Annotated in this window: 18 protein-coding genes; 9 read left to right on the forward strand and 9 right to left on the reverse strand. The window is 60.9% G+C overall.

Annotated features, from left to right (window positions below; all coding sequences use genetic code 11):
• The first annotated feature begins 10 nt into the window (after positions 1-10).
• Positions 11-673, forward strand: a complete 663-nt coding sequence (locus tag BVK86_RS01795) for a flavin reductase family protein (RefSeq protein ID WP_075944774.1) — start codon at positions 11-13, stop codon at positions 671-673.
• A 158-nt stretch (positions 674-831) separates the two neighbouring features.
• On the opposite strand, the gene BVK86_RS01800 is transcribed toward BVK86_RS01795, so the two are convergent.
• Genes BVK86_RS01800 through lexA form a run of 4 tightly spaced genes read right to left on the reverse strand, consistent with a single transcriptional unit; the run spans position 832 to position 6,563 of the window.
• On the reverse strand, positions 832-3,930 hold the full coding sequence (locus tag BVK86_RS01800; RefSeq protein ID WP_162279057.1) for an error-prone DNA polymerase: 3,099 nt from the start codon (positions 3,928-3,930) through the stop codon (positions 832-834).
• Positions 3,906-5,321 carry a Y-family DNA polymerase gene (locus tag BVK86_RS01805; RefSeq protein ID WP_075944776.1) on the reverse strand — a complete coding sequence of 472 codons (1,416 nt, stop codon included), beginning with the start codon at positions 5,319-5,321 and terminating at the stop codon, positions 3,906-3,908. The genes BVK86_RS01800 and BVK86_RS01805 overlap by 25 nt, the downstream gene beginning before the upstream one ends.
• A 7-nt stretch (positions 5,322-5,328) precedes the next feature.
• Positions 5,329-5,946, reverse strand: coding sequence for a translesion DNA synthesis-associated protein ImuA (imuA, locus tag BVK86_RS01810; RefSeq protein WP_075944777.1), 618 nt, complete (start codon positions 5,944-5,946; stop codon positions 5,329-5,331).
• On the reverse strand, positions 5,946-6,563 hold the full coding sequence (gene lexA / locus BVK86_RS01815) for a transcriptional repressor LexA (RefSeq protein WP_075944778.1): 618 nt from the start codon (positions 6,561-6,563) through the stop codon (positions 5,946-5,948). Before lexA ends, imuA begins: the two co-directional genes overlap by 1 nt.
• A 207-nt stretch (positions 6,564-6,770) precedes the next feature.
• Between lexA and BVK86_RS01820 the strand changes: the two genes are divergently transcribed.
• Positions 6,771-7,838, forward strand: a complete 1,068-nt coding sequence (locus tag BVK86_RS01820) for a phosphotransferase family protein (RefSeq protein WP_075944779.1) — start codon at positions 6,771-6,773, stop codon at positions 7,836-7,838.
• Between the two features lie 45 nt (positions 7,839-7,883).
• Complete coding sequence (locus BVK86_RS01825; protein WP_075944780.1) at positions 7,884-8,651, forward strand: SDR family oxidoreductase; 768 nt, start codon at positions 7,884-7,886, stop codon at positions 8,649-8,651.
• A 428-nt stretch (positions 8,652-9,079) separates the two neighbouring features.
• On the opposite strand, the gene BVK86_RS01830 is transcribed toward BVK86_RS01825, so the two are convergent.
• The 4 genes from BVK86_RS01830 to BVK86_RS01845 all read right to left on the reverse strand — a co-directional run bounded on the left by BVK86_RS01830 (position 9,080) and on the right by BVK86_RS01845 (position 14,106).
• The gene (locus BVK86_RS01830) at positions 9,080-9,331 is read right to left on the reverse strand and encodes a DUF1652 domain-containing protein (protein WP_075944781.1); all 252 of its coding nucleotides are present in this window, start codon (positions 9,329-9,331) and stop codon (positions 9,080-9,082) included.
• A gap of 178 nt (positions 9,332-9,509) precedes the next feature.
• Positions 9,510-11,009: a helix-turn-helix transcriptional regulator gene (locus BVK86_RS01835; RefSeq protein WP_075944782.1), complete on the reverse strand. Its 1,500-nt coding sequence runs from the start codon at positions 11,007-11,009 to the stop codon at positions 9,510-9,512.
• Positions 11,010-11,197: 188 nt separating this feature from the next.
• Positions 11,198-12,481 (reverse strand): Zn-dependent hydrolase, encoded by a 1,284-nt coding sequence (locus tag BVK86_RS01840; RefSeq protein ID WP_075944783.1) that lies wholly within the window; start codon positions 12,479-12,481, stop codon positions 11,198-11,200.
• A gap of 140 nt (positions 12,482-12,621) precedes the next feature.
• Positions 12,622-14,106 (reverse strand): NCS1 family nucleobase:cation symporter-1, encoded by a 1,485-nt coding sequence (locus BVK86_RS01845; RefSeq protein ID WP_075944784.1) that lies wholly within the window; start codon positions 14,104-14,106, stop codon positions 12,622-12,624.
• A gap of 539 nt (positions 14,107-14,645) precedes the next feature.
• Between BVK86_RS01845 and hydA the strand changes: the two genes are divergently transcribed.
• The 3 genes from hydA to preA all read left to right on the forward strand — a co-directional run bounded on the left by hydA (position 14,646) and on the right by preA (position 18,801).
• The gene (hydA, locus tag BVK86_RS01850) at positions 14,646-16,085 is read left to right on the forward strand and encodes a dihydropyrimidinase (protein ID WP_075944785.1); all 1,440 of its coding nucleotides are present in this window, start codon (positions 14,646-14,648) and stop codon (positions 16,083-16,085) included.
• Positions 16,086-16,158: 73 nt separating this feature from the next.
• Positions 16,159-17,526 carry an NAD(P)-dependent oxidoreductase gene (locus BVK86_RS01855; RefSeq protein WP_075944786.1) on the forward strand — a complete coding sequence of 456 codons (1,368 nt, stop codon included), beginning with the start codon at positions 16,159-16,161 and terminating at the stop codon, positions 17,524-17,526.
• Positions 17,527-18,801 carry an NAD-dependent dihydropyrimidine dehydrogenase subunit PreA gene (gene preA, locus BVK86_RS01860; RefSeq protein ID WP_075944787.1) on the forward strand — a complete coding sequence of 425 codons (1,275 nt, stop codon included), beginning with the start codon at positions 17,527-17,529 and terminating at the stop codon, positions 18,799-18,801.
• A gap of 141 nt (positions 18,802-18,942) precedes the next feature.
• Here the strand turns inward: preA and BVK86_RS01865 are convergent, their stop codons facing one another.
• Positions 18,943-19,563 carry a TetR/AcrR family transcriptional regulator gene (locus tag BVK86_RS01865; RefSeq protein ID WP_075944788.1) on the reverse strand — a complete coding sequence of 207 codons (621 nt, stop codon included), beginning with the start codon at positions 19,561-19,563 and terminating at the stop codon, positions 18,943-18,945.
• A gap of 212 nt (positions 19,564-19,775) precedes the next feature.
• Here BVK86_RS01865 and BVK86_RS01870 point away from each other — a divergent pair, with 212 nt between their 5' ends.
• The 3 genes from BVK86_RS01870 (at position 19,776) to BVK86_RS01880 (ending at position 23,153) form a co-directional block, all read left to right on the forward strand.
• A complete protein-coding gene (locus BVK86_RS01870; protein WP_075944789.1) occupies positions 19,776-21,074 on the forward strand; it encodes an OprD family porin in 1,299 nt (432 codons plus the stop codon).
• A 291-nt stretch (positions 21,075-21,365) separates the two neighbouring features.
• On the forward strand, positions 21,366-22,190 hold the full coding sequence (locus tag BVK86_RS01875) for an NAD-dependent epimerase/dehydratase family protein (protein WP_075944790.1): 825 nt from the start codon (positions 21,366-21,368) through the stop codon (positions 22,188-22,190).
• Positions 22,191-22,244: 54 nt separating this feature from the next.
• Positions 22,245-23,153, forward strand: coding sequence for an SMP-30/gluconolactonase/LRE family protein (locus BVK86_RS01880; RefSeq protein WP_075944791.1), 909 nt, complete (start codon positions 22,245-22,247; stop codon positions 23,151-23,153).
• Positions 23,154-23,166: the final 13 nt, after the last annotated feature.

Here is a 23,166-nt window from a genome sequence, read left to right on the forward strand (position 1 = left end):
ATTTTTGCCCATGCAAAGCTTCGACTTCAGCCAACTGAGCCCACGGGACAAGTACAAAATTCTGATCGGCAGTGTGGTGCCCCGCCCCATCGCGCTGGTCACCACCGTCGATCGCGAAGGCCGGGTCAACGCCGCGCCGTTCAGCTTTTTCAATGCGCTTTCCGCCGATCCGCCAATCCTCGCGCTGGGCGTTGAAAACTATGGCGACCAAAGCCCCAAGGACACCACCCGCAACATCCAGCTCAACCAGGAATTCACGGTGAACATCGTCAGCGATGCATTGGTGGAAGCCATGAACGTCTGCGCCGTACCTTTTGCGCCTGGCTTTGACGAACTGACCGCAGCTGGCCTCACCGCCATTGCGGGCACGACCGTCAAATGCCCGCGCATCGGCGAAGCCCCGGTAGCGCTGGAGTGTCGACGGATGATGGCGCTGTCCATCGGCCAGTCGCGGGAGATCATTTTCGGCGAAGTGCTGATGGCCCATGTGCGTGATGAACTCATCGACCCGAAAACCCTGTACATCGATCAGCTCGGGCTCGATGCGATCGGGCGGATGGGCGGGCATGGCTATGCGCGCACCAGGGATTACTTCGACCTGCCCACCCGTTCTTTACAGGCATGGACCGATGCACCAGGCGGTGGCGAGCGATTCTGGCCTGTTACCAAATAAACAGCTTTCACACCTCACCGGTGGGAGCGAGCCTGCTCGCGAAAGCGGTTGATCAGACACCACAAATATTGATTGCCAGACCGCCATCGCGAGCAGGCTCGCTCCCACAGGTTTTCCATTTCAAATGACAAGCATTGAAGACATCGCTTCGCCACAGGTCAGTGGAAGTCGCGGCTGCGCACGCTGATGCCGTCAAGGAGTGGGCTCAGATCACTCAAGCGTCCGGCAATCAGGTGGCGCACTTCGCCCTCCTTTTCCCAGCGACCATCGACCTTGAGCAACTGCGAACCCACCAGCACCTTTCGCTGCCGGTCAGCCAGATCGCGCCAGACCACCACGTTGACGTTGCCGAACTCGTCTTCCAGAGTGACAAAGGTCACGCCGCTGGCGGTGCCTGGCCGTTGTCGGCCGGTCACCAGCCCGGCGACGCTGACCGGGCGCCCATGCTCCACATCCAGCAGCTCCTTCGAACTGCGGCAGCGCCGGGTTTTCAGCTCTGCGCGCAGCAGCGCCAGCGGATGCGGACCGAGGGTGGTGCCGAGGCTGTTGTAATCGGCCTGCAGGTCTTCGCCGACGGTGGGTGTGGGCAGCACGATTGCGCCCTCCTCCTGACTTGGCAGACCGGCAAACAAGCCGAGCTGTTTCTGTACCCCCGCGACCTCCCAGCGCGCCCGATGACGATCACCCGCCAGCCCGCGCAACGCACCCGCATCGGCCAGTTGCTCCTGGGCGCGGGCATCGAGTCGCGCACGCTCGCCCAGGTCGGCGATGTCGGTAAACGCGCCTGCGCTACGGGCCGCTTCAATACGCCGGGCATCGCCCTCACGAAAGCCCTTGATCATCCTCAGGCCCATGCGAATCGCCGGTTGCGCGCCAGTGACCGGCTCCAGGCTGCAATCCCAGTCGCTGGCACGCACGTCCACCGGACGAATCTGCAAGTGATGGCGACGCGCGTCCTGCAGAATCTGGTCCGGGCTGTAGAACCCCATGGGCCAACTGTTGATCAGCGCACAGGCGAACGCCGCCGGTTCGTGGCATTTCAGCCAGCAACTGGCGTAGGTCAACAAGGCAAAACTCGCGGCGTGGGACTCGGGAAACCCGTAACTGCCAAAGCCTTTGATCTGCTCGAAAATCTGCGTGGCGAACTCGGCGCTATAGCCGTTTTTCTTCATCCCGGCCGCCAGCCGCTCCTTGTGCGGTTCAAGCCCGCCATGACGTTTCCAGGCGGCCATGGAGCGGCGTAACTGATCGGCCTCACCGGGGCTGTAGTCGGCGGCGACAATCGCGATCTGCATCACTTGTTCCTGAAACAACGGCACGCCAAGGGTGCGTTTGAGCACCACTTCCAGTTCCGGCGACGGATAAACTTCGGGTTCTTCCTTGTTTCGTCGTCGCAGGTACGGGTGCACCATGCCGCCCTGGATCGGCCCGGGGCGCACAATCGCCACCTCGATCACCAGATCGTAGAACGTCTTGGGCCGCAGCCTCGGCAGCATCGACATCTGCGCCCGGGACTCGATCTGGAACACGCCGACGGTATCGGCACGGCCGATCATTTCGTAGGTGGCCGCATCTTCGGACGGGATCGTCGCCAGGCTCAGGTCGAGGCTTCGGTGGTGGCGCAACAGGTCGAAGCAACGACGAATCGCGCTGAGCATGCCCAGCGCGAGAATGTCGACCTTGAGCAGGCCCACCGCGTCGAGGTCGTCCTTGTCCCACTGGATGATGGTGCGCTCGGCCATGGCCGCATTTTCCACCGGGACCAGGCTGTCCAGCGGCTGCTCGGAAATCACGAAACCACCGGGGTGCTGGGACAGGTGCCGGGGGAAACCGATCAGTTGCCCCGTCAGGCTCAACACTCGTCGAAGTACAGGGCTTTCGGGATCGAAACCGCCCTCGATCAACCGTTCTACCGGTGGAGTTTCGTCGCTCCAGTGACCGCAGCAGTCGGCCAGGGCATTAATCTGGTCCGGCGGCAAACCCAGCGCCTTGGCCACGTCGCGCACTGCGCCCGCAGCATGGTAGGTGCTGACCACCGCCGTCAGCGCCGCGCGGGCACGGCCATAACGCTGGAACACGTACTGCAAGACTTCCTCACGCCGCTCGTGCTCGAAATCAACGTCGATGTCCGGCGGTTCGTTGCGTTCTTTGGATAGAAAACGCTCAAACAGCAACGTGGTGCGATCCGGATCGATTTCGGTGATGCCCAAGGCAAAACACACCGCCGAGTTAGCGGCAGAACCGCGTCCCTGACAAAGAATCTGCTGGTCACGGGCGAAACGCACGATGTCGTGGACCGTCAGGAAATAGCTTTCGTAACCCAGTTCGGCGATCAGCTCCAGTTCTTTGTCGATCTGTTTGAGCACCTCGACCTTCGGGCCTTTTGGCCAACGCCAGGCGATGCCCTTCTCTGTCAGATCGCGCAACCACGATGAGGCCGAATGCCCATTGGGCACCAGCTCCCGGGGATATTGATAGCGCAACTGGCCGAGGTCGAACGTGCAGCGTCGGGCAATGGCCAGTGTTTCGTCGAGCAAGGCTGGCGGATACAGACCGGAGAGCACGTCGAGGCTGCGCAGATGCCGTTCACCGTTGGGGTGCAGACGCAACCCGGCGTCGGCCACCGGCAAGTGATTGCGGATCGCGGTCATGGTGTCCTGCAAGGCCCGGCGTCCGCGCGCGTGCATGTGCACATCGCCGCTGGCCACCGGCGTAATCCGCAGCTCCCGGGCCAGGGCCAGCAGGTCGTTGAGGCGGCGGGTATCGTCCTGGCACCGGTGCAATTGCACCGCCAGCCACAGGCGTTCGGGGAAGGCCTGCTGCAACCAGCGACCCTGTTCGACGTCATTGACCGCGTCGGGCACCCACAACGCCAACAGCCCCGGCAAGGGTTCGCTGAAATCCTCACGCAATACCCGGTACTGGCCTTTCTGCGTACGACGTCGGGCGCGGGTGATCAATCGACACAGCGTCTGATACCCCTCGAGGTTCTCCACCAGCAGCACCAGTTTCGGGCCGTTTTCGATGCGGATTTCGCTGCCGATGATCAGCGGCAGTTCCACGGATTTAGCCGCTTGCCAGGCACGGACGATCCCGGCCAACGTGCACTCGTCGGTGATCGCCAGGGCTTGGTAACCCTGCTTTTTCGCCCGTTGAAACAGTTCGAGGGCGCTGGAAGCACCGCGCTGGAAACTGAAGTTCGACAGACAGTGCAGTTCGGCATACCCGGCACTCATGCGAACCAGCCTTGCAGCCACAGCGGACCGTCCTCGCCGACCACCCGATAAGCCCAGCCCTGCTGGCCGGCGCGGGTTTCGATCAGGTAGTAATCACGGCGCACGTCATCACCGTCCCACCAGCCGGACTCGATACGTTCCGGCCCCATGAGAATGCGGGTCGACCCCTCATGCACCGTCAGCGGTTCGGTCAGCAGCCAGCCCGGGCGCTGCACGGTCGGGAATGCTGCGCAGGGCTGGCTGTCGGCACTGGCCTGCCACGCGCACTCGGGGCGGTGATCGGCCTGAAAGCGCAAGCCATGCACCGCCTCATCCCCAAGCCGTGCACGCAAGCGTTCGCGCAGTTGTTCCCAGGGCAAGGATTGCTGCGGGCGATCATCGAACAGTTCCTGAAACTGTGGCACGAAGGCCGGCAAGTCTTCGGCGCGCAGGCGAAAACCGCGCACCGGCGCCTCAACCTGAACCTGCTCCAGTCGCCCCCGGGCCAATTCGAAGAGCATCGCCGGATCGCGTTCAGCGCTGAGCAGACCGACCTTGATGACCGTGTCCGGCAAGCCGGCGTGTTCCAGGTGCAGGTCAAAACGCTGCACGCCGCTGTCGCGACCACAGAGAAACGCCGACAGGTCGCCGGTCAAGCGGCGCAATGGAAACAGCAAGGCCTGATGGGACTGCACATCGAAATTGAGTTCGATGCGCACATCGAAGCGATCCGGCGGCAGGTAGAACGCCAGCGCCAACCGCCGCCGCCCAAGCAAGGTGTCCAGATGCCTGAGCACCTGGGCTTCGAAACGCCGGGCCAGGCTGTGCCGCGGCAAGGCCTGCACCTGACTCAGGGTGCGCAACCCCATGCGCGATAAAGCCGTGGCGACGCTGGCCTCCAGGCCAATGCGGTCGACGGGCATTTGCCCGAGGTGATACTGCAAGGCTTGATCATTGGGCACCACCAGGCCGTCATAGGCATTGGCCAACATTCGCGCCGCCGCCGGGTTGGGCGCAGCGACAATGCGGTGACGAAAGCCCAGCTCGCCAAGCTCCCGGCGCAGGCGTGCCTCGAATTGCGGCCAGTCGCCAAACAGGCCCAGGCTCGACTCGATTTCAAACACCAGCGCCCGCGGGTAATGCACGCTGACCTGGGAACTGAACCGATAAGCCCAGGCCGCCAGAAACTGCTGCCAGTGTTCAATGTCGGCGACGTCGTACTCCGCCGTGGCGAATCCTTTGCTAAGGGCCTGGGCGGCGCTCATGGACTGACCGGGGCGCAGGCCCAGTTCGCGTGCCGGACCGTTGACCGCTTGCAGCATCCGTCGCTGGGCCGGGCCTGTCAGCAGCGCCAGCGGCTCATCGGGGTCGGCGCGCTGACGCAATACCGCGTCCAGCGCCAATTGCGGGAAAAGGATACAAACCCAGCGCATGGCAACCTCAATGCCCTACGGCGAAAGCAATCGGCGCCGAACGGGCCAGCCCGCCCCGACACTTGAGCACGCGCAATTGCGCCGGTTTGGCATCGATGGCGATTCGCAGCGCCGCAGGCGAAGGGTTGACTGCTTCACTGAGCGAGCGATAGGCGAAGGCCAGGGTCGAGCCGGTTTCCGCCGCCACCTGCAAACGGCGCAAGGCGCGGTCATCAGCCTTGTGCGGCCAGCACAGCACCGCGCCGCAACTGCCCGAACGCAAACATTGTTCCGCGGCCCACAGCGCATCGCGCTCGCTGGCCTGGATGATCGACAACTGGCGCAGATCGACCCCGGCACTCTGCCAGGCCTGGGGGTACGGCACGTACGGCGGCGCCACCAGCACAATGCGCTCGCCTGCCGCCGACAATCGCGCCAGCGCCGGCCACACCAGTTGCAACTCGCCGACGCCCTGCCCGGTCAGCAGAATCTCCGTCAGCGCCGCCTCGGGCCAGCCGCCCGTGGGCAGCGCCGCGTCGAGCGCCGCATGCCCGGTGGGTTGCGGGCTGACGGCCGGCGGCGCAGGCCGGCCCTTCCAGACCTGGCCACCATTGAACAGCGTATCCAACGCAACGACGGCGCCCATCAGCCTTGCCTCACCAGGCCGCAGAACACCCCTTCGATAGCCAGGTCGCGGTCGGCTTCGACGATGATCGGCTGATAGGCCGGGTTGCGCGGCAACAGCCGAACCGTGTCGCCGACCCGCTCGAAGCGCTTGATGGTGACTTCGCCGTCGAGGCGCGCCACGACGATCTGGCCGTTGAGCGCTTCGGGATTGCGGTGCACGCCCACCAGATCGCCGTCGAGAATGCCGTCCTCGATCATCGAATCCCCGCGCACCCGCAACATGTAGTCCGGCACCCGGGAAAAGATCGACGGATCGAGCAGCAAGCGGCTATGAATGTCGGCATCGGCCCCGATCGGCGCACCCGCCGCCACTCGGCCGAGTACCGGGATGTCCAGCAACTCGGGACGCGGCGGTTGCCCGAGCAGGCGAATGCCCCGGGCCTGATTCGGGTTGACCTCGATAAACCCGGCTTCGGTGAGCGCCAGCACATGCTTGCGCGCCACACTGCGGGAGGCGAAGCCGAACGCCTCGCTGATTTCGGCGAGGCTCGGGGATTGACCGTGCTCCGCGATGCGCTCGCGGATAAAGGTCAGGATGGCGGTACGGCGGGGAGTCAGATGGGTCATGGAGTACATTTGTACTCTTTCGGCATTTTCCTGGCAAGGACTTCTAGAGCTGTCGAGTGAAACGAGACTGATCCGATGTCGCTGCATACCTATCAGGATCACTGATTATCCGGCAACACGCTAACCTATAAGACCGGGTCACGCTTGTGGCTCCCCAGGCGCACCATTAGATTAGCCAATGATGTCTGGCCTCCAAAATAAGCAGAAGGGATAAGCATGGCGCTTACTGACCAGTCCACCCGTATCCGTACCGGCGAAGAACTCGATGCCAGCCTGATCGATCCATACCTCAAGGCCCACATTCCGGGCTTGAGCGGCTTGCCGCAGATCAGCCAGTTCCCGGGCGGTGCGTCGAACCTTACCTATTTGCTGGAATACCCCGGGCAGGAGTTTGTCCTGCGTCGGCCGCCGTTCGGCCATAAGGCCAAATCCGCTCATGACATGGGCCGCGAATTTCGCATTCTCAATCAATTGCGCGACGGTTTTCCGTACTGCCCGAAAGCCTATGTGCACTGCACCGACGAATCGGTGATCGGCGCCGAGTTCTATGTGATGGAACGGGTCAACGGCATCATCCTGCGCTCGGAACTGCCGCCGGAACTGGGGCTCGATTCAGCGAAAACCGAAGCCCTGTGCAAGAGTTTCATCGACAAGTTCGTCGAGCTGCACCAGGTCGACTACAACGCCTATGGCCTGGGCGACCTCGGCAAACCTGAAGGCTATGTGGCGCGGCAGATCAAAGGCTGGAGCGACCGTTACGAAAAAGCCCTGACCCCCGATGCGCCGCTTTGGGAAGTGGTCAAAGCCTGGCTCCACGACAAGATGCCCGCCGATCACCCGACCTCCAGCATCGTTCACAACGATTACCGCTTCGACAACGTCATCCTCGACCCGAACAATCCGATGCAGATCATCGGCGTGCTCGACTGGGAACTGACCACCCTCGGCGACCCGCTGATGGACCTTGGCAACACCCTCGCCTACTGGATCGAAGCCGGCGACCCGGCGCCGGTGCAGTTGATGCGCCGTCAACCGAGCCACGCCCCGGGCATGCTGACTCGCCGCGAGTTCGTCGACTATTACGCCCAGCGTTCCGGCATCCAGATCGACAATTTCGATTTCTACTACACCTACGGCCTGTTCCGCCTGGCCGGCATCGTGCAGCAGATCTACTACCGCTTCTACCATGGCCAGACCCAGGACAAACGCTTCGCGCAGTTCATTCACATGAACAAACTGCTGGAGCAGATGAGCTTGCAGGTCATCCAGACATCCAGCCTCTGACCCCGCCTTTGGCCCCATAACAAGACTTCATTAAAAGGGAATCCCATGTCCAAGACTCAGTTGTTCGACCTCGACGGCAAGATCGCATTCGTCTCCGGCGCCAGCCGTGGCATCGGTGAGGCCATTGCCAAACTGCTGGCCCAGCAAGGCGCCCATGTGATCGTCTCGAGCCGCAAGCTCGACGGTTGCCAGCACGTGGCCGACGCGATCATCGCTGCCGGCGGCAAAGCCACCGCCATCGCCTGCCATATTGGCGAAATGGAACAGATCAGCCAGGTCTTCGCCGGGATCAAGGAACAGTTCGGTCGCCTGGACATTCTGGTCAACAACGCCGCCACCAACCCGCAGTTCTGCAACGTGCTGGACACTGACCTCGGCGCGTTCCAGAAAACCGTCGACGTGAACATTCGCGGCTACTTCTTCATGTCGGTGGAAGCCGGCAAGCTGATGCGTGAAAACGGTGGCGGCAGCATCATCAACGTCGCTTCGATCAATGGCGTTTCGCCGGGGATCTTCCAGGGCATCTATTCGGTGACCAAGGCGGCGGTCATCAACATGACCAAGGTCTTCGCCAAGGAGTGCGCGCAGTTCGGCATCCGCTGCAACGCGCTGCTGCCGGGTCTGACCGACACCAAATTCGCTTCGGCACTGGTCAAGAATGAGGCGATCCTGAACACCGCACTGCAGCAAATCCCGCTAAAGCGCGTAGCCGACCCGAGCGAAATGGCCGGCGCCGTGCTGTACCTGGCCAGCGACGCCTCCAGCTACACCACGGGCGTTTCGCTGAACGTGGACGGCGGCTTCCTGTCCTGATGGTCTAGACCACACAACCCCTGTGGGAGCGAGCTCGCTCCCACAGGTTCCATGTGTTTTCCCTACTGGGTAATACAGCGAGTGGTCGTGGTGACTCGTGTCACCTCGCCATTTTCGCCACGCACATCGCCCATGACATCGGTTTTATCCAGGGTCTGGCAGGTACGTTCAGGTGGCGGCGGTGGGGTGACCGGTGGAGGTGGCGGCGGACTGGCGCAACCACCGAGGATCGCTACGCAGAATGCCAGCGACAGAGGTGTACAAACGCGTTTCCCAAGATTTTTCATAGGTTGACCCGCGATAAGTGATCGACACTTTTTTGTGACAACAAAACCTGCGCGCAAAATCCACAGACCTGTCACAAAAAAACCAGTGGCGTATCACTTATAGCCCAATCAATGACCAGAACCATGAAAACCTGGCAGTTCTTACATCACTGGATCGGGACGATGCAGGGTATTGCTTTGCAATTCGTAGCGTAATTCTTCAATCAGGGTCGCCACTGCTTCAGCCGATTGCAGTCTTGTCATGTTCAAGCCACTGACCACCAGGTCCACACGTCCCGAAACCGGGTGATAGAGTTTGACCGTCAATGAGTGGTCGCCTGAGATGCTGCACTCACAGGCCAGCGGTGAAAAACTGTGCTCGATCAGGGTCCGCAGTTGGGCCAGCGTAATCATTGCGGTTGACCCTGGCGGTGTAAATCGTGGTGTTGCAGGTTCATCAGGCCGTTCCTTTAGCGGTTTCGAAGGAGACAGGCTGGCGATCCGCGAACACCTGCCCTCCTCCAATAGCCTAAAAGCCGCGGCAATCGGTCAACACATTAAATTGCACCCCGTTAGTTAGTGCATTTGCACCTTAACGTTGGCCTTTATTTCGCCACGCTCCGGCGAACAATCCTCGCTCGCGCGCCCAGACGATCGCTTCACTGCGGCTGTGCACATCCAGCTTGGAGTACACCGTTGCCACGTGATTTCGTACGGTATTGGGCGCCAGTTTCAAGCGCGCGGCGATTTCCTTGTCGGCCAGGCCCTCGCAGATCAGACCCAGTACATCACGCTCACGCGCCGTCAGATCGGTGAATGAAACGCTGGGCAATCGCGGTGAATTGACGCTTTTTACATTGGCCAGCTTTTCAATCAGCGTGCGGCTGAACCACGAGGCGTCTTTCATCACTTCTTCGATGGCCGACACCAGCTCCAGCTCGGTGCGCTTGCGCTCGGTGATGTCCATCAACACCAGCAGATAGCACGGTTTTTCCTGAATGTTCACGGTGTCGGCCGACACCGCGCAATCAATCAGTTCAGAGTCTTTCTTGCGCACACGAACATCGATGCGATCCAGGCTTCCGATTTTCTCCAGTGCCGAGAACAGCCGCGTTCGGGCGTTCTTGTCATCGAAGAAATCAATTTGCGCAATGCTCTCGCCCAAGACCTGTTCACTGGGGTAACCGAGGGTGTCGAGAAATGCCTCGTTGACATCGAGCACGACCTGATCACCCGCGCCGCACAGCAGAATAGGCACCGGGGATAGGCGAAAGGCTTTGGCGAAACGCTCCTCGCTCTGGCGCAAGGCAACTTCAGCCTTGTGCCGTGGCTCCATGTCGACGAAAGAAAACAACATGCAAGGCTGGTCGTGTAGCTCAAGGGGTTGACCGGCGACGATCACCTGTTTGCCTGAGCCGTCAGCCATGCGCAACTCGGCCTGCATTTGCGGGATGGTGGCCCCTTCGCGCAGGCGCTGTTTGGCCAACTCCTTGTTTTCGGCCTGCTCCAGCACGTCCAGCTCGTAGGTGGACGTGCCGATCACCTGATCGCGGGTGAAACCGGTCATTTCAAGGAAGCCCGGATTGACCTTGATGTAACGCAAATCACTGAGACGACAGATCACTGCCGGCGCGGGGTTGGCGGAGAAGGTTTTTTCGAAACGGTGCTCGGCGCTGGCCCAATCGGTGACGTCGTCCATGATCAGCACCAGCGATTCCGGCTCGCCACGGCTGTCGGCCAACACCAGGCTGCGCACGCGATGCACCCAGTTGCGTTGTTCCTGGTCCTGCGCACAGGTCAGTTCAACCAGCACGTCGCTGAAGGTCTCCCCCCGGGCAACGCGGTTGATGGGGTAGCTGTCGACCGGCACCACATGGTTGTTGCGGTAGCGCAGGGCAAAACGCTTGGTGTAGGCCCTGGCATTGGCGCCGAGGTCGCTGACGTGTTCCACGCCGTGCATGGCCAGTGCCGCATCGTTGGCCCAGAGGATGCTCTGATCGGGGTCGAGCACGATGACCCCGTCGGACAGCCCGGCGATAATTTGTTGCAACTGGCGACGATTGGTTTCGGTGCTCAGGATGTCCTGACTCATTGTGGCTCCACACGTGTTGTGACCCTGTGAAGACTACGACCGCCCGGTGTTTGGATAGTGCAGATAACCCTGTGGGAGTGCAAACCTGATGATGCAGCGATGACTCGAAAAGCAAAACATCGCAGCCTTAGGCAGCGCCTACGAAAATCACCAGTAGGGACTGCTGAAGGCCGCTTTTTATTGCGGGTTCAAGCCGCCAACTCACCTTTTGCCAATGCCGCCGACGCCGCCAGCATCGCCCGCAACAGTACCGCGCACCCGGCAGCCAGATCATCCGGTGCGGCGTTTTCGATTTCGTTGTGGCTGATGCCGCCTTCGCACGGCACGAAGATCATGCCGGCCGGGCCGAGTTCGGCGAGGAAGATCGCGTCGTGACCTGCGCCACTGACGATGTCCATGTGCGAAAGGCCCAGGCCCTGGGCAGCGCCGCGCACGGCTTCAACGCAACCCTTGTCGAAGTAGAGTGGCGGGAAGTCCGCCGTGGGTGTGAGTTCGAAGGTCAGGCCGTGTTCTTCGCAGGTGGTTTCGATGACTTCACGGACTTCGGCGATCATCGAATCCAGCCGTGCCGGCTCCAGATGGCGGAAGTCCAGGGTCATGCGCACTTCACCGGGAATGACATTGCGCGAGCCGGGATAGGCCTGCAGGCAACCGACGGTGCCACAGGCGTGGGGTTGATGGCCGAGGGCGGCGCGATTGACCGCGCCGACGATCACCGCGGCGCCGACCAGGGCGTCCTTGCGCAGGTGCATCGGCGTCGGGCCGGCATGGGCTTCGACGCCGCGCAGTTTCAGGTCGAACCATTTTTGCCCGAGGGCACCCATCACGACACCGATGGTTTTACGTTCGTCTTCGAGAATCGGGCCTTGCTCGATGTGGGCTTCGAAGTAGGCACCGACATTGTGCCCGCTGACCTTGCGTTCGCCCGCATAGCCAATGGCGTTGAGCGCCTCGCCCACCGTCACGCCCTCGGCGTCGACCTTGGCCAGGGTTTCTTCAAGCGTGAATTTTTCCGCGAACACACCGGAGCCCATCATGCATGGAGCGAAACGCGAGCCCTCTTCGTTGGTCCAGACCACCACTTCCAGCGGAGCCTCGGTTTCTATCTTCATGTCGTTCAGCGTGCGCAGCACTTCGACGCCGGCCAGTACGCCGAAACAACCGTCGAACTTGCCGCCGGTGGGCTGGGTGTCGATGTGGCTACCGGTCATCACCGGCGGCAGGTTCGGGTTACGTCCAGGGCGGCGGGCGAAGATGTTGCCGACGGCGTCGACGCTGACGGTGCAGCCCGCCTCCTCACACCAGTTGACGAAAATGTCCCGGGCCTGGCGGTCGAGATCGGTCAGGGCCAGGCGACAGACGCCGCCCTTGACGGTGGCACCGAGCCTGGCCAGTTCCATGAGCGATTGCCACAAACGATCGCGATTGATGTGCTGATGGGTGGATTGCAGAACGTCTACGGCCGCGTTCATGGTGATCTCCTCAGGCTGTTCTTATGGATTTCTTCAGGTGTTTCGTTGGTGTTTGTGCCTCCGCCTTCGCGAGCGGGCTCGCTCCCACATTGCAATGCATTTCCCTGTGGGAGCGAGCCTGCTTGCGAAGAGGCCAGTCTTCACACCGCAGATTTCGCAACAGACGGGCTAGGCCGCATCACACTCAACCCGTAATAAATCAACCCGCCCAGCGCCGAGCCGGTAAACCAGCCATAGCTGTAGAACCAGCTGAACGCATCGCTGCCCAGCGACAACAACGTCAACACCACTGGCACACCAAAAGCGATGAAACCGCTCCAGTTCCACGCGGGATACACGTCATCGCGATACAGGCCGGCGAGGTCCAGTTGCTGTTTCTTGACCAGGAAATAGTCCACCACCATGATCCCGGCGATCGGCCCGAGCAGGCTGGAATAGCCGAGCAACCAGTTGGAGTAAACGGTTTCCAGGCTGATGTCCGAGACGATCAGGCCGAGCTTTTTCAACAGTTCATGGGCCATCAAGGCCAGACCGACCAGCCCGGTGAGCAGCACGGCGTTGGTGCGGTTGATCACCTTGGGCGCGATGTTCTGGAAGTCGTTGGTCGGCGAGACGATGTTGGCCGCGGTGTTGGTCGACAGGGTGGCGATGATGATCAACGCCATTGCCAGCGCGACCCACATCGGGCTCTGGATGTGTCCGATCAGGGTCACCGGATCGGACACCGTTACCCCCACCAGTTTCACCGACGCCGCGGTCATCACCACCCCAAGGGAGGCAAACAGGAACATGGTCAGCGGCAGGCCGATGATCTGCCCGACAATCTGGTCCTTCTGGCTTTTTGCATAGCGGCTGAAGTCCGGGATATTCAACGACAGCGTGGCCCAGAAGCCGACCATCGCTGTCAGCCCGGCGGCGAAGTAACTCGCCACGCCGGCGCCTTCGGGGCGCTTGGCCGGGATGGCCAGCAGTTCGCTCATCGACACGTTTGGCATCGCCCACACCAGCAGCCCCACGCCCACGGCCACCAGTAACGGTGCAGAAAGCGTCTCCAGCCATTTGATCGACTCGGCACCGCGAATCACCACCCACAGGTTCAGCGCCCAGAACACCATGAAGCCAATCACCTCACCGGTGCCACCCAGGGATTTCCAGCCTTCGAACACCGAACCGAGGAACAGGTGAATCGCCAGGCCACCGAACATCGTCTGGATACCGAACCAGCCACACGCCACCAGCGCACGGATCAGGCACGGGATGTTGGACCCGAGGATGCCGAAGGACGAACGCAGCAATACTGGAAACGGGATGCCGTACTTGGTGCCGGGAAAGGCATTGAGCGTCAGCGGAATCAGCACAATGATGTTGGCGAACAGAATCGCCAGCAGCGCTTCACCGACGCTGAGGCCGAAGTACGCGGTCAATACGCCGCCGAGGGTGTAGGTCGGCACGCAAATCGCCATGCCGACCCACAGCGCGGTGATGTGCCATTTGTTCCAGGTTCGTTCACGCACCTTGGTCGGTGCGATGTCGTGGTTGTAACGGGGACTGTCGAGGACATCGCTGCCGGCTTCAAGCTCAAACAAGCCGTCGCGCTCGGTCACTTGCGATCTGATCTGTTGCATGGCCGCTCCACTGTTCTTTTGATTATTGTTGCTCATCAGGGACTGGCGGAATCAATAAACGTGCCGAGTGCCCCGCTTGCGCATCGGGCAGTTCCATAACACTTTGCAACTAACTGGTTTTTATCGATTTTATTTACTGCCTGGACTCTTTGCCGCGCCCTTCGGGCTGTGTCTCAGGCAAGTTGTCCAAACAGTCAGGACTCAATCTGGTGCGCGGATATTTTTTTCAAAGTCGCGCATCAATCATAGACCCTTCTCAAACAGCTGATTTCACATAAGAAATCTTGACCATATTTGGATCCTGTCAAGTGCGTCAAAATGGTGAGAGGTCTCACCATTTTGGTGATTTAAGTTTTAATCCTTTATTTTTCAATGCTTTAAAACATCAATAAGCTTATAAAAAATATTCTTGCTGATTCCATAAACTGCAGCTAGCGTTTAATCCTGACAGTGCTGACAGGAATATCCCTGTTGGCACTCGCTGTATATAAAACACCTAGAACCGGTACCAGCCGGTCATTGCCTGCGAGGAACTCGGCATGTCTCTGTTGATCCGTGGCGCTACCGTTATTACCCATGATGAAAGTTATCGCGCCGATGTGTATTGCGCAGACGGCGTGATCAAGGCCATCGGCGATAACCTGGCTATTCCCGCCGGCGCAGAAGTACTCGACGGCAGCGGTCAGTACCTGATGCCCGGCGGCATTGATCCGCACACGCACATGCAACTGCCCTTCATGGGCACGGTGGCCAGCGAAGACTTCTTCAGCGGCACGGCGGCGGGACTGGCCGGCGGCACGACTTCGATCATCGACTTTGTGATTCCCAACCCGCAGCAGTCTTTGATGGAGGCGTTTCATCAATGGCGTGGCTGGGCCGAGAAGTCGGCGTCCGACTACGGATTCCATGTGGCGATCACCTGGTGGAGCGAACAGGTCCGCGAAGAAATGGCCGAACTGGTGGCCCACCACGGGGTCAACAGCTTCAAGCATTTCATGGCTTACAAGAACGCGATCATGGCCGCCGATGACACCCTGGTGGCCAGTTTCGAGCGCTGCCTGGAACTGGGTGCCGTACCCACCGTGCATGCCGAAAACGGCGAGTTGGTCTATCACCTGCAACGCAAACTGATGGCCCAGGGCATGACCGGGCCGGAGGCACATCCGTTGTCGCGCCCCTCCCAGGTGGAAGGTGAAGCCGCGAGCCGGGCGATCCGCATTGCCGAAACCCTCGGCACGCCGCTGTATCTGGTGCACGTGTCGACCAAGGAAGCCCTCGACGAAATCACCTATGCCCGGGCCAAGGGCCAGCCGGTCTACGGTGAAGTGCTGGCCGGGCACTTGCTGCTGGACGACAGCGTCTATCAGCACCCGGACTGGCAGACCGCTGCCGGCTACGTGATGAGCCCGCCGTTCCGCCCGCGCGGTCATCAGGAGGCTCTTTGGCATGGCCTGCAATCGGGTAGCCTGCACACCACCGCCACCGACCACTGCTGCTTTTGCGCCGAGCAAAAAGCCGCCGGCAAGGATGACTTCAGCAAAATCCCCAACGGCACGGCCGGTATCGAAGACCGTATGGCGGTGCTATGGGATGAAGGCGTGAACACCGGGCGTTTTTCGATGCAGCAATTCGTCGCCCTCACCTCCACCAACACGGCGAAGATCTTCAACCTCTACCCGCGCAAAGGCGCGATCCGCGTCGGCGCCGATGCCGACCTGGTGCTGTGGGATCCGCAAGGCACCCGGACCATTTCCGCCAAGACCCATCACCAGCAGGTCGATTTCAACATCTTCGAAGGCAAGACCGTGCGCGGCGTGCCGAGCCACACCATCAGCCAGGGCCGTGTGGTCTGGGCCGATGGCGACCTGCGGGCCGAACGGGGCGCCGGGCGCTATATCGAACGGCCGGCGTACCCGGCGGTGTTTGATTTGCTGAGCAAGCGAGCGGAGTTGAACCAGCCGGTTGCCGTGAAACGCTGACCCGATTCTCTGTGGCGAAGCAAAAAAACATGCCCATCAGAGGCAGCACCTCAATCACCGTGAGGCCAAAACCGTGATCAAGACCCTGGACCACCTCCCGCATCCCGCTGAGAACGCGGCCACCCTCGCCGGCCATTTCACCGACCTGGCGCCGCCACTCAATGATCGCCAGGCGCACCTCGAGGCCTCGCGCTGCCTGTATTGCTACGACGCGCCGTGCGTGAACGCCTGCCCGAGCGAGATCGATATTCCATCGTTCATCCGCAATATCCATCAGGACAACGTGCAGGGTGCAGCGCAAAAAATCCTGTCGGCCAACATCCTCGGCGGCAGCTGCGCACGGGTCTGCCCGACGGAGATCCTTTGCCAACAAGCCTGCGTGCGCAACAACGCCCACGAATGCGCGCCGGTGTTGATCGGCCTGCTGCAACGCTATGCCGTGGACAACGCACACTTCAGCGAGCACCCGTTCCCCCGCGCCGCCGCTACCGGCAAGCGCATCGCCGTGGTCGGGGCCGGTCCGGCCGGGCTGTCCTGCGCCCACCGCAGTGCCATGCATGGACACGACGTGGTGATTTTCGAAGCGCGAGAGAAGGCAGGCGGGCTCAACGAATACGGGATCGCCAAATACAAACTGGTCGACGATTACGCACAGCAGGAACTCGACTTCCTGCTGCAGATCGGCGGAATCGAAATCCGCCATGGGCACCGACTCGGGGAGAACCTGACACTCAGCGAATTGCATCAGCAATTCGACGCGGTGTTTCTTGGCCTCGGTCTGGCGGCGAGCAAGCAACTGGGACTGGCCGACGAAGAGGCGCCAGGGCTTGTGGCTGCCACCGATTACATCCGCGAATTGCGCCAGGCCGATGACCTGACGCAACTGCCGCTGGCTGACCGTTGCATCGTCCTTGGCGCGGGCAACACCGCCATCGACATGGCCGTGCAAATGGCCCGTCTCGGTGCTCACGACGTCAATCTGGTGTACCGCCGGGGCGTCGAGGACATGGGCGCGACTCATCACGAACAGGACATCGCCAAAGCCAATCAGGTACGGCTGTTGACCTGGGCGCAACCGGACACCGTTCTGCTTGACGACAACGGTCGGGTGCGCGGCATGCGTTTCGCCCGCACGCATCTGGTTGAAGGTCGTCTGCAAACCACCGGTGAAACCTTCGAGCTGGCTGCCGACGCGATCTTCAAAGCCATCGGCCAGGCCTTCGACGGCAGCGCCCTCGCCGACCCGCTGGCCCGTGAACTCAAGCGTCAAGGTGAACGGATTGCCGTGGATGCAAACCTGCGCACCAGCATTCCCGGCGTGTATGCCGGCGGCGACTGCACCAGCCTTGATCAAGACCTGACCGTGCAAGCCGTACAGCATGGCAAGCGGGCCGCCGAGGCCATGCACACTCAATTGATGCTCAACGTGGAGGCTGCATAAATGGCCGATCTGTCGATTGTCTTCGCTGGCATCAAGTCACCCAATCCGTTCTGGCTGGCCTCCGCGCCACCGACCGACAAGGCCTACAACGTGGTGCGCGCCTTCGAGGCGGGCTGGGGCGGCGTGGTCTGGAAAACCCTGGGTGAAGACCCGGCGGCGGTGAACGTGTCGTCACGCTATTCGGCGCACTTCGGCGCTAACAGAGAGGTGCTTGGATTTAATAACATCGAACTGATCACCGACCGCTCGCTGGAGATCAACCTGCGGGAAATCACCCAAGTGAAAAAGGACTGGCCGGACCGCGCGCTGATCGTGTCGTTGATGGTGCCCTGCGTCGAAGAATCGTGGAAGCACATCCTGCCGCTGGTGGAAGCCACGGGCGCCGACGGTATCGAATTGAACTTCGGTTGCCCCCACGGCATGCCGGAACGCGGCATGGGCGCGGCGGTCGGCCAGGTGCCGGAATACGTCGAACAGGTCACCCGCTGGTGCAAGACCTATTGCTCGCTGCCAGTGATCGTCAAGCTCACACCGAACATCACCGACATTCGCGTCGCTGCCCGCGCGGCACACCGTGGCGGTGCCGATGCGGTGTCGTTGATCAACACCATCAACTCGATCACCAGCGTCAACCTGGAGCGCATGGTCGCCAACCCCATGGTCGGCAGCCAGAGCACCCACGGCGGCTATTGCGGCTCGGCGGTCAAGCCGATTGCCTTGAACATGGTCGCTGAAATCGCCCGCGACCCACAGACCCACGGCCTGCCGATCAGCGGGATTGGCGGCATCGGCAACTGGCGCGATGCGGCGGAGTTCATGGCGTTGGGCTGCGGTTCCGTGCAGGTGTGCACAGCGGCGATGCTCCATGGTTTCCGGATCGTCGAGGAGATGAAGGACGGCCTGTCGCGGTGGATGGACAGTCAGGGCTACAGCCGTATTTCAGAGTTTTCCGGACGCGCGGTGGGCAACACCACCGACTGGAAGTACCTGGACATCAATTACCAGGTCATCGCGAAAATCGACCAGGAGGCCTGTATCGGTTGCGGTCGTTGCCATATCGCTTGTGAGGACACCTCGCACCAGGCCGTGGCCAGTCTGAAAAATGCCGATGGCACCCACCGCTATGAAGTGATCGATGAGGCGTGCGTGGGCTGCAACCTGTGCCAGATCACCTGCCCGGTCCAAGATTGCATCGAGATGGTGCCCGTGGACAGCGGCAAGCCGTTTCTGGACTGGAACCATGATCCGAGGAATCCGTATCACGTCAGTCCTTGAGGTTTGCGGCGTCTGAACCGACGCCTTCGCGAGCAGGCTCGCTCCCACAAGGATTTTTGGCGGACTCAGGATGGATGTACGCCACCAATCCACTGTGGGAGCGAGCCTGCTCGCGAAGGGGCCATAAGCTGCGCCAGAATTTTATGGCTCCAACCCGATCCCCCGCAAAATCACACTGGTCACGGTCTGTATCGCCCGCTCGAACTGCATGTCCGACAGCGGCTGATGGTCATTGAGAATGTTCACCTGGTGATCGAAGTCGGCGTAGTGCTGGGTCGAGGCCCAGATCATGTAGAGCAGGCTTGAAGGCTCCACCGGGAGGATGCGCTTATCATCCACCCACTGGCGGATTTTCGCTTCTTTCATCTTGGCCCAGTCATACAGGCTCACATCCAGCGCTTCGCCCAAGGTCGGCGCGCCGTGAATAATTTCGTTGGCCCAGACTTTCGAACCGTAGGGCCGGCTGCGAGAGTGGTTCATCTTCGCGCGGATGTAACTGCTGAGCACCACGCGCGGGTCGTCGAACATCTCGAAGCACAGCGCATCCTGCTTCCAGACTTCCAGCAGGTCGAACAACACCGCGCTGTACAGCTCGGTCTTGGTACTGAAGTAGTAATGCAGGTTGGAGCGCGGCAGTTGTACTTCGGCAGCGATATCGGCCATGGCGGTGCTGCCGAAACCTTTTTCGGCGAAGACCTTTTCGGCCCCCAGCAGGATTTTTTCGACGTTACTGCGACGAATCTCGATCTTGTGATTGCCCATGAGGGCTCCCTGACAACAGCGTTAAACAAGACTAGCACCCGCTCTAGCTCGGGGCGACAGGGTAAAACCAAACATTTGCTCCCCTCGTCGCCTTGGCGAGTCATCGTATAACTTCCGATTGACAACACTGAAAGGCCCCGTAAATAATCGCCGCCAATGTTGTACGACGACGTATGACAAAAAATAAAAACAAAAAACCAGGGAGCGTCACAGTGAGCAAACACGCCTGCAATTCGTCCATCCGCAGTTCACGCCCAACCTTCGCCCGTCGCCACACCCTCAGCCTGATCGGTTGCAGCGGCCTGGCCCTCGCCCTGCCCATGACCAGCCAGGCCGAAGGCTTTACCGATGACGCCAAAGCCACGCTGAACCTGCGCAACGCCTACTTCAACCGCAACTACACCAACCCTGCCTACCCCCAGGGCAAGGCTGAAGAGTGGACGCAGAGCTTCATCCTCGATGCGAAATCCGGTTTTACCCAGGGCCCGGTCGGTTTCGGTATAGACGTGCTGGGCCTGTATTCGCAAAAACTCGACGGCGGTAAAGGCACCGGTGGTACGCAACTGCTGCCGATCCACGGCGACGGCCGCCCTGCTGACAACTTCGGGCGCCTGGGTGTCGCGCTCAAAGGCAAGATTTCGAAAACCGAATTGAAAGTCGGCGAGTGGATGCCGGTGCTGCCGATCCTGCGCTCCGACGACGGCCGTTCGCTGCCGCAAACCTTCCAGGGTGGCCAGGTGACCTCCACCGAGATCAGCGGCCTGACCCTTTACGGTGGCCAGTTCCGCCAGAACAGTCCGCGCAACGATGCGAGCATGGAAGACATGTTCATGAACGGCAAGTCGGCGGCCTTCAGCTCGGACCGCTTCAACTTCGGCGGCGGTGAATATGCGTTCAACGAGAAGCGCACCCAGGTCGGTGTGTGGTACGCCGAACTCAGCGACATCTACCAACAGCAGTATTTCAACCTGAGCCACAGCCAGCCCATCGGCGACTGGACCCTTGGCGCCAACCTCGGCTATTTCATCGGCAAGGAAGACGGCAGCGCCCTGGTCGGCGATCTCGACAACAAAACAGCGTTTGCCCTGCTCTCGGCCAAGTATGGCGGCAACACGTTCTACGTCGGCTTGCAGAAACTCAGCGGCGACGATGCGTGGATGCGCGTCAACGGCACCAGCGGCGGCACCCTGGCCAACGACAGCTACAACTCCAGCTACGACAACGCCAAGGAAAAATCCTGGCAGGTGCGCCACGACTACAACTTCGTCGCCCTCGGCGTTCCGGGCCTGACCCTGATGAACCGCTACATCAGCGGTGACAACGTGCACACCGGCACCATCACCGACGGCAAGGAATGGGGCCGCGAATCGGAACTGGCTTACACGGTGCAAAGCGGGCCGCTGAAGAACCTCAACGTCAAATGGCGCAACGCGAGCATCCGCAAAAACTTCAGCACCAACGAGTTTGATGAGAACCGGTTGTTCATCAGCTATCCGATTTCGTTGCTGTAAGGAAGATTTGTTGCAGGCACAGAAGCACTGTGGCGAGGGAGCTTGCTCCCGCGGGGTCGCGTAGCGGCCCCCTGCATACTTCCAATGGAATCGATGTGTCTGCATTGACGACTGCTCTGCAGCCGAACGGGAGCAAGCGCCCTCCACAGGATCAACGGATGCCGGATGACACTCCGTCTATTTCCACCAAAGTCGCGTTGACAAGACACGGAAAGCCTAACGATACTCCGATATAGTCGTACGACAACCTACAACGAACCAATAACAACAATCGCTTGTCCAGGGATTCCCATGACGACCACTGCAACCGCCCAAACGCCCTTCAATCGCCTGCTGCTGACCGGCGCCGCCGGTGGCCTGGGCAAAGTCTTGCGCGAAAGCCTGCGCCCGTATGCCAACGTCATTCGCCTGTCGGACATCGCCGACATCGCCCCGGCCATCGATGACCGTGAAGAAGTCGTGCTGTGTGATCTCGCCGACAAGCAGGCCGTGCATCAACTGGTCGAAGGCGTGGACGCCATCCTGCACTTCGGCGGTGTTTCTACTGAGCACTCGTTCGAACAGATTCTCGGCGCCAACATCTGCGGCGTGTTCCACATCTACGAAGCGGCTCGCCGTCATGGCGTCAAGCGCGTGATCTTCGCCAGCTCCAACCACGTCATCGGCTTCTACAAGCAAGACGAAGTCATTGATGCCCACTCCCCTCGTCGCCCCGACAGCTACTACGGCTTGTCCAAGTCCTACGGCGAAGACATGGCCACGTTCTACTTCGATCGCTACGGCATCGAGACCGTCAGCGTGCGCATCGGCTCGTCGTTCCCGGAGCCGCAAAACCGCCGGATGATGAGCACCTGGTTGAGTTTCGGTGACCTGACTCAATTGCTCGAACGCGCGCTGTACACCCCGAATGTCGGCCACACCGTGGTCTACGGCATGTCCGACAACAAGGACATTTGGTGGGACAACCGTTACGCCGCGAACCTGGGTTACGTACCGCAGGACACCTCCGAAGTGTTCCGCGAAAAAGTCGAAGCCCAGCCGATGCCGGCCGCTGATGATCCGGCGCGGGTGTATCAGGGCGGTGCTTTTTGCGCAGCCGGCCCGTTCGGTGACTGAAACCAGAACGCGTACCACTTGATCCCACAACAAAAAACAAGGGAATGAGTTGCCATGCAAGCCGAATTGATTGTCGATGCCCGTAACGCGGTCGGTGAAAGCCCGGTGTGGGTCCCCGAGGAAAATGCCCTGTACTGGGTTGATATTCCTGCCGGGGGCCTGCAACGCTGGAGCGCCGACAGCGGGCATGTCCACGCCTGGAAGACCCCGCAAATGCTCGCGTGCATCGCCCGGCACAGCCAGGGCGGCTGGGTGGCCGGCATGGAAAGCGGGTTCTTCCATTTGGACACCCACAACGACGGCAGCCTTGATGTTGAAGTGCTCGCCGAGGTCGAACACCGCCGCCAGGACATGCGCCTCAACGATGGTCGCTGTGACCGTCAGGGGCGTTTCTGGGCCGGCAGCATGGTACTCAACATGGGCGCCAATGCCGCCGAAGGCGCGCTCTATCGCTACAGTGCCGGGCAACGCGGGCCGGTCGAAGCACAGCTGAACGGTTTCATCGTGCCCAATGGCCTGGGTTTCAGCCCGGACGGCAAGACCATGTACCTGTCGGACTCGCACCCCAATGTGCAACTGATCTGGGCCTTCGACTACGACACCGTCAACGGCACGCCATCCAACCGTCGCGTATTCGTCGACATGAACCACTTCCCCGGCCGTCCTGACGGCGCGGCGGTGGATGCCGACGGCTGCTACTGGATTTGTGCCAACGACGCCGGGTTGATCCATCGCTTTACCCCGGACGGCCGGCTCGATCGCTCACTCGTCGTGCCGGTGAAAAAACCGACCATGTGCGCCTTCGGCGGCAGTCGACTGGACACGTTGTTCGTGACGTCGATCCGCCCGGGTGACGACCATGACGAACAGTCCCTCGCCGGCGGCGTATTCGCCCTCGACGCCGGCGTCAAAGGCTTGCCCGAACCCCAGCTCAACCCTTCACCCACCGGATTCAAAAGCTGATCGTTTCTGCTGC

The organism is Pseudomonas reinekei (genome assembly GCF_001945365.1).
Classification (GTDB): Bacteria; Pseudomonadota; Gammaproteobacteria; order Pseudomonadales; family Pseudomonadaceae; genus Aquipseudomonas; species Aquipseudomonas reinekei.

Bases quoted from the DNA above. Each gene is read 5' to 3' on its own strand.
- BVK86_RS01820 (WP_075944779.1), top strand. From the start codon at position 6,771: ATGGCGCTTACTGACCAGTCCACCCGTATCCGTACCGGCGAAGAACTC.
- BVK86_RS01805 (WP_075944776.1), bottom strand. From the start codon at position 5,321: ATGCGCTGGGTTTGTATCCTTTTCCCGCAATTGGCGCTGGACGCGGTA.
- BVK86_RS01875 (WP_075944790.1), top strand. From the start codon at position 21,366: ATGACGACCACTGCAACCGCCCAAACGCCCTTCAATCGCCTGCTGCTG.
- lexA (WP_075944778.1), bottom strand. From the start codon at position 6,563: ATGTACTCCATGACCCATCTGACTCCCCGCCGTACCGCCATCCTGACC.
- BVK86_RS01840 (WP_075944783.1), bottom strand. From the start codon at position 12,481: ATGAACGCGGCCGTAGACGTTCTGCAATCCACCCATCAGCACATCAAT.
- BVK86_RS01880 (WP_075944791.1), top strand. From the start codon at position 22,245: ATGCAAGCCGAATTGATTGTCGATGCCCGTAACGCGGTCGGTGAAAGC.
- BVK86_RS01795 (WP_075944774.1), top strand. From the start codon at position 11: ATGCAAAGCTTCGACTTCAGCCAACTGAGCCCACGGGACAAGTACAAA.
- BVK86_RS01825 (WP_075944780.1), top strand. From the start codon at position 7,884: ATGTCCAAGACTCAGTTGTTCGACCTCGACGGCAAGATCGCATTCGTC.
- BVK86_RS01830 (WP_075944781.1), bottom strand. From the start codon at position 9,331: ATGATTACGCTGGCCCAACTGCGGACCCTGATCGAGCACAGTTTTTCA.
- preA (WP_075944787.1), top strand. From the start codon at position 17,527: ATGGCCGATCTGTCGATTGTCTTCGCTGGCATCAAGTCACCCAATCCG.
- BVK86_RS01845 (WP_075944784.1), bottom strand. From the start codon at position 14,106: ATGCAACAGATCAGATCGCAAGTGACCGAGCGCGACGGCTTGTTTGAG.
- imuA (WP_075944777.1), bottom strand. From the start codon at position 5,946: ATGGGCGCCGTCGTTGCGTTGGATACGCTGTTCAATGGTGGCCAGGTC.
- BVK86_RS01865 (WP_075944788.1), bottom strand. From the start codon at position 19,563: ATGGGCAATCACAAGATCGAGATTCGTCGCAGTAACGTCGAAAAAATC.
- BVK86_RS01835 (WP_075944782.1), bottom strand. From the start codon at position 11,009: ATGAGTCAGGACATCCTGAGCACCGAAACCAATCGTCGCCAGTTGCAA.
- hydA (WP_075944785.1), top strand. From the start codon at position 14,646: ATGTCTCTGTTGATCCGTGGCGCTACCGTTATTACCCATGATGAAAGT.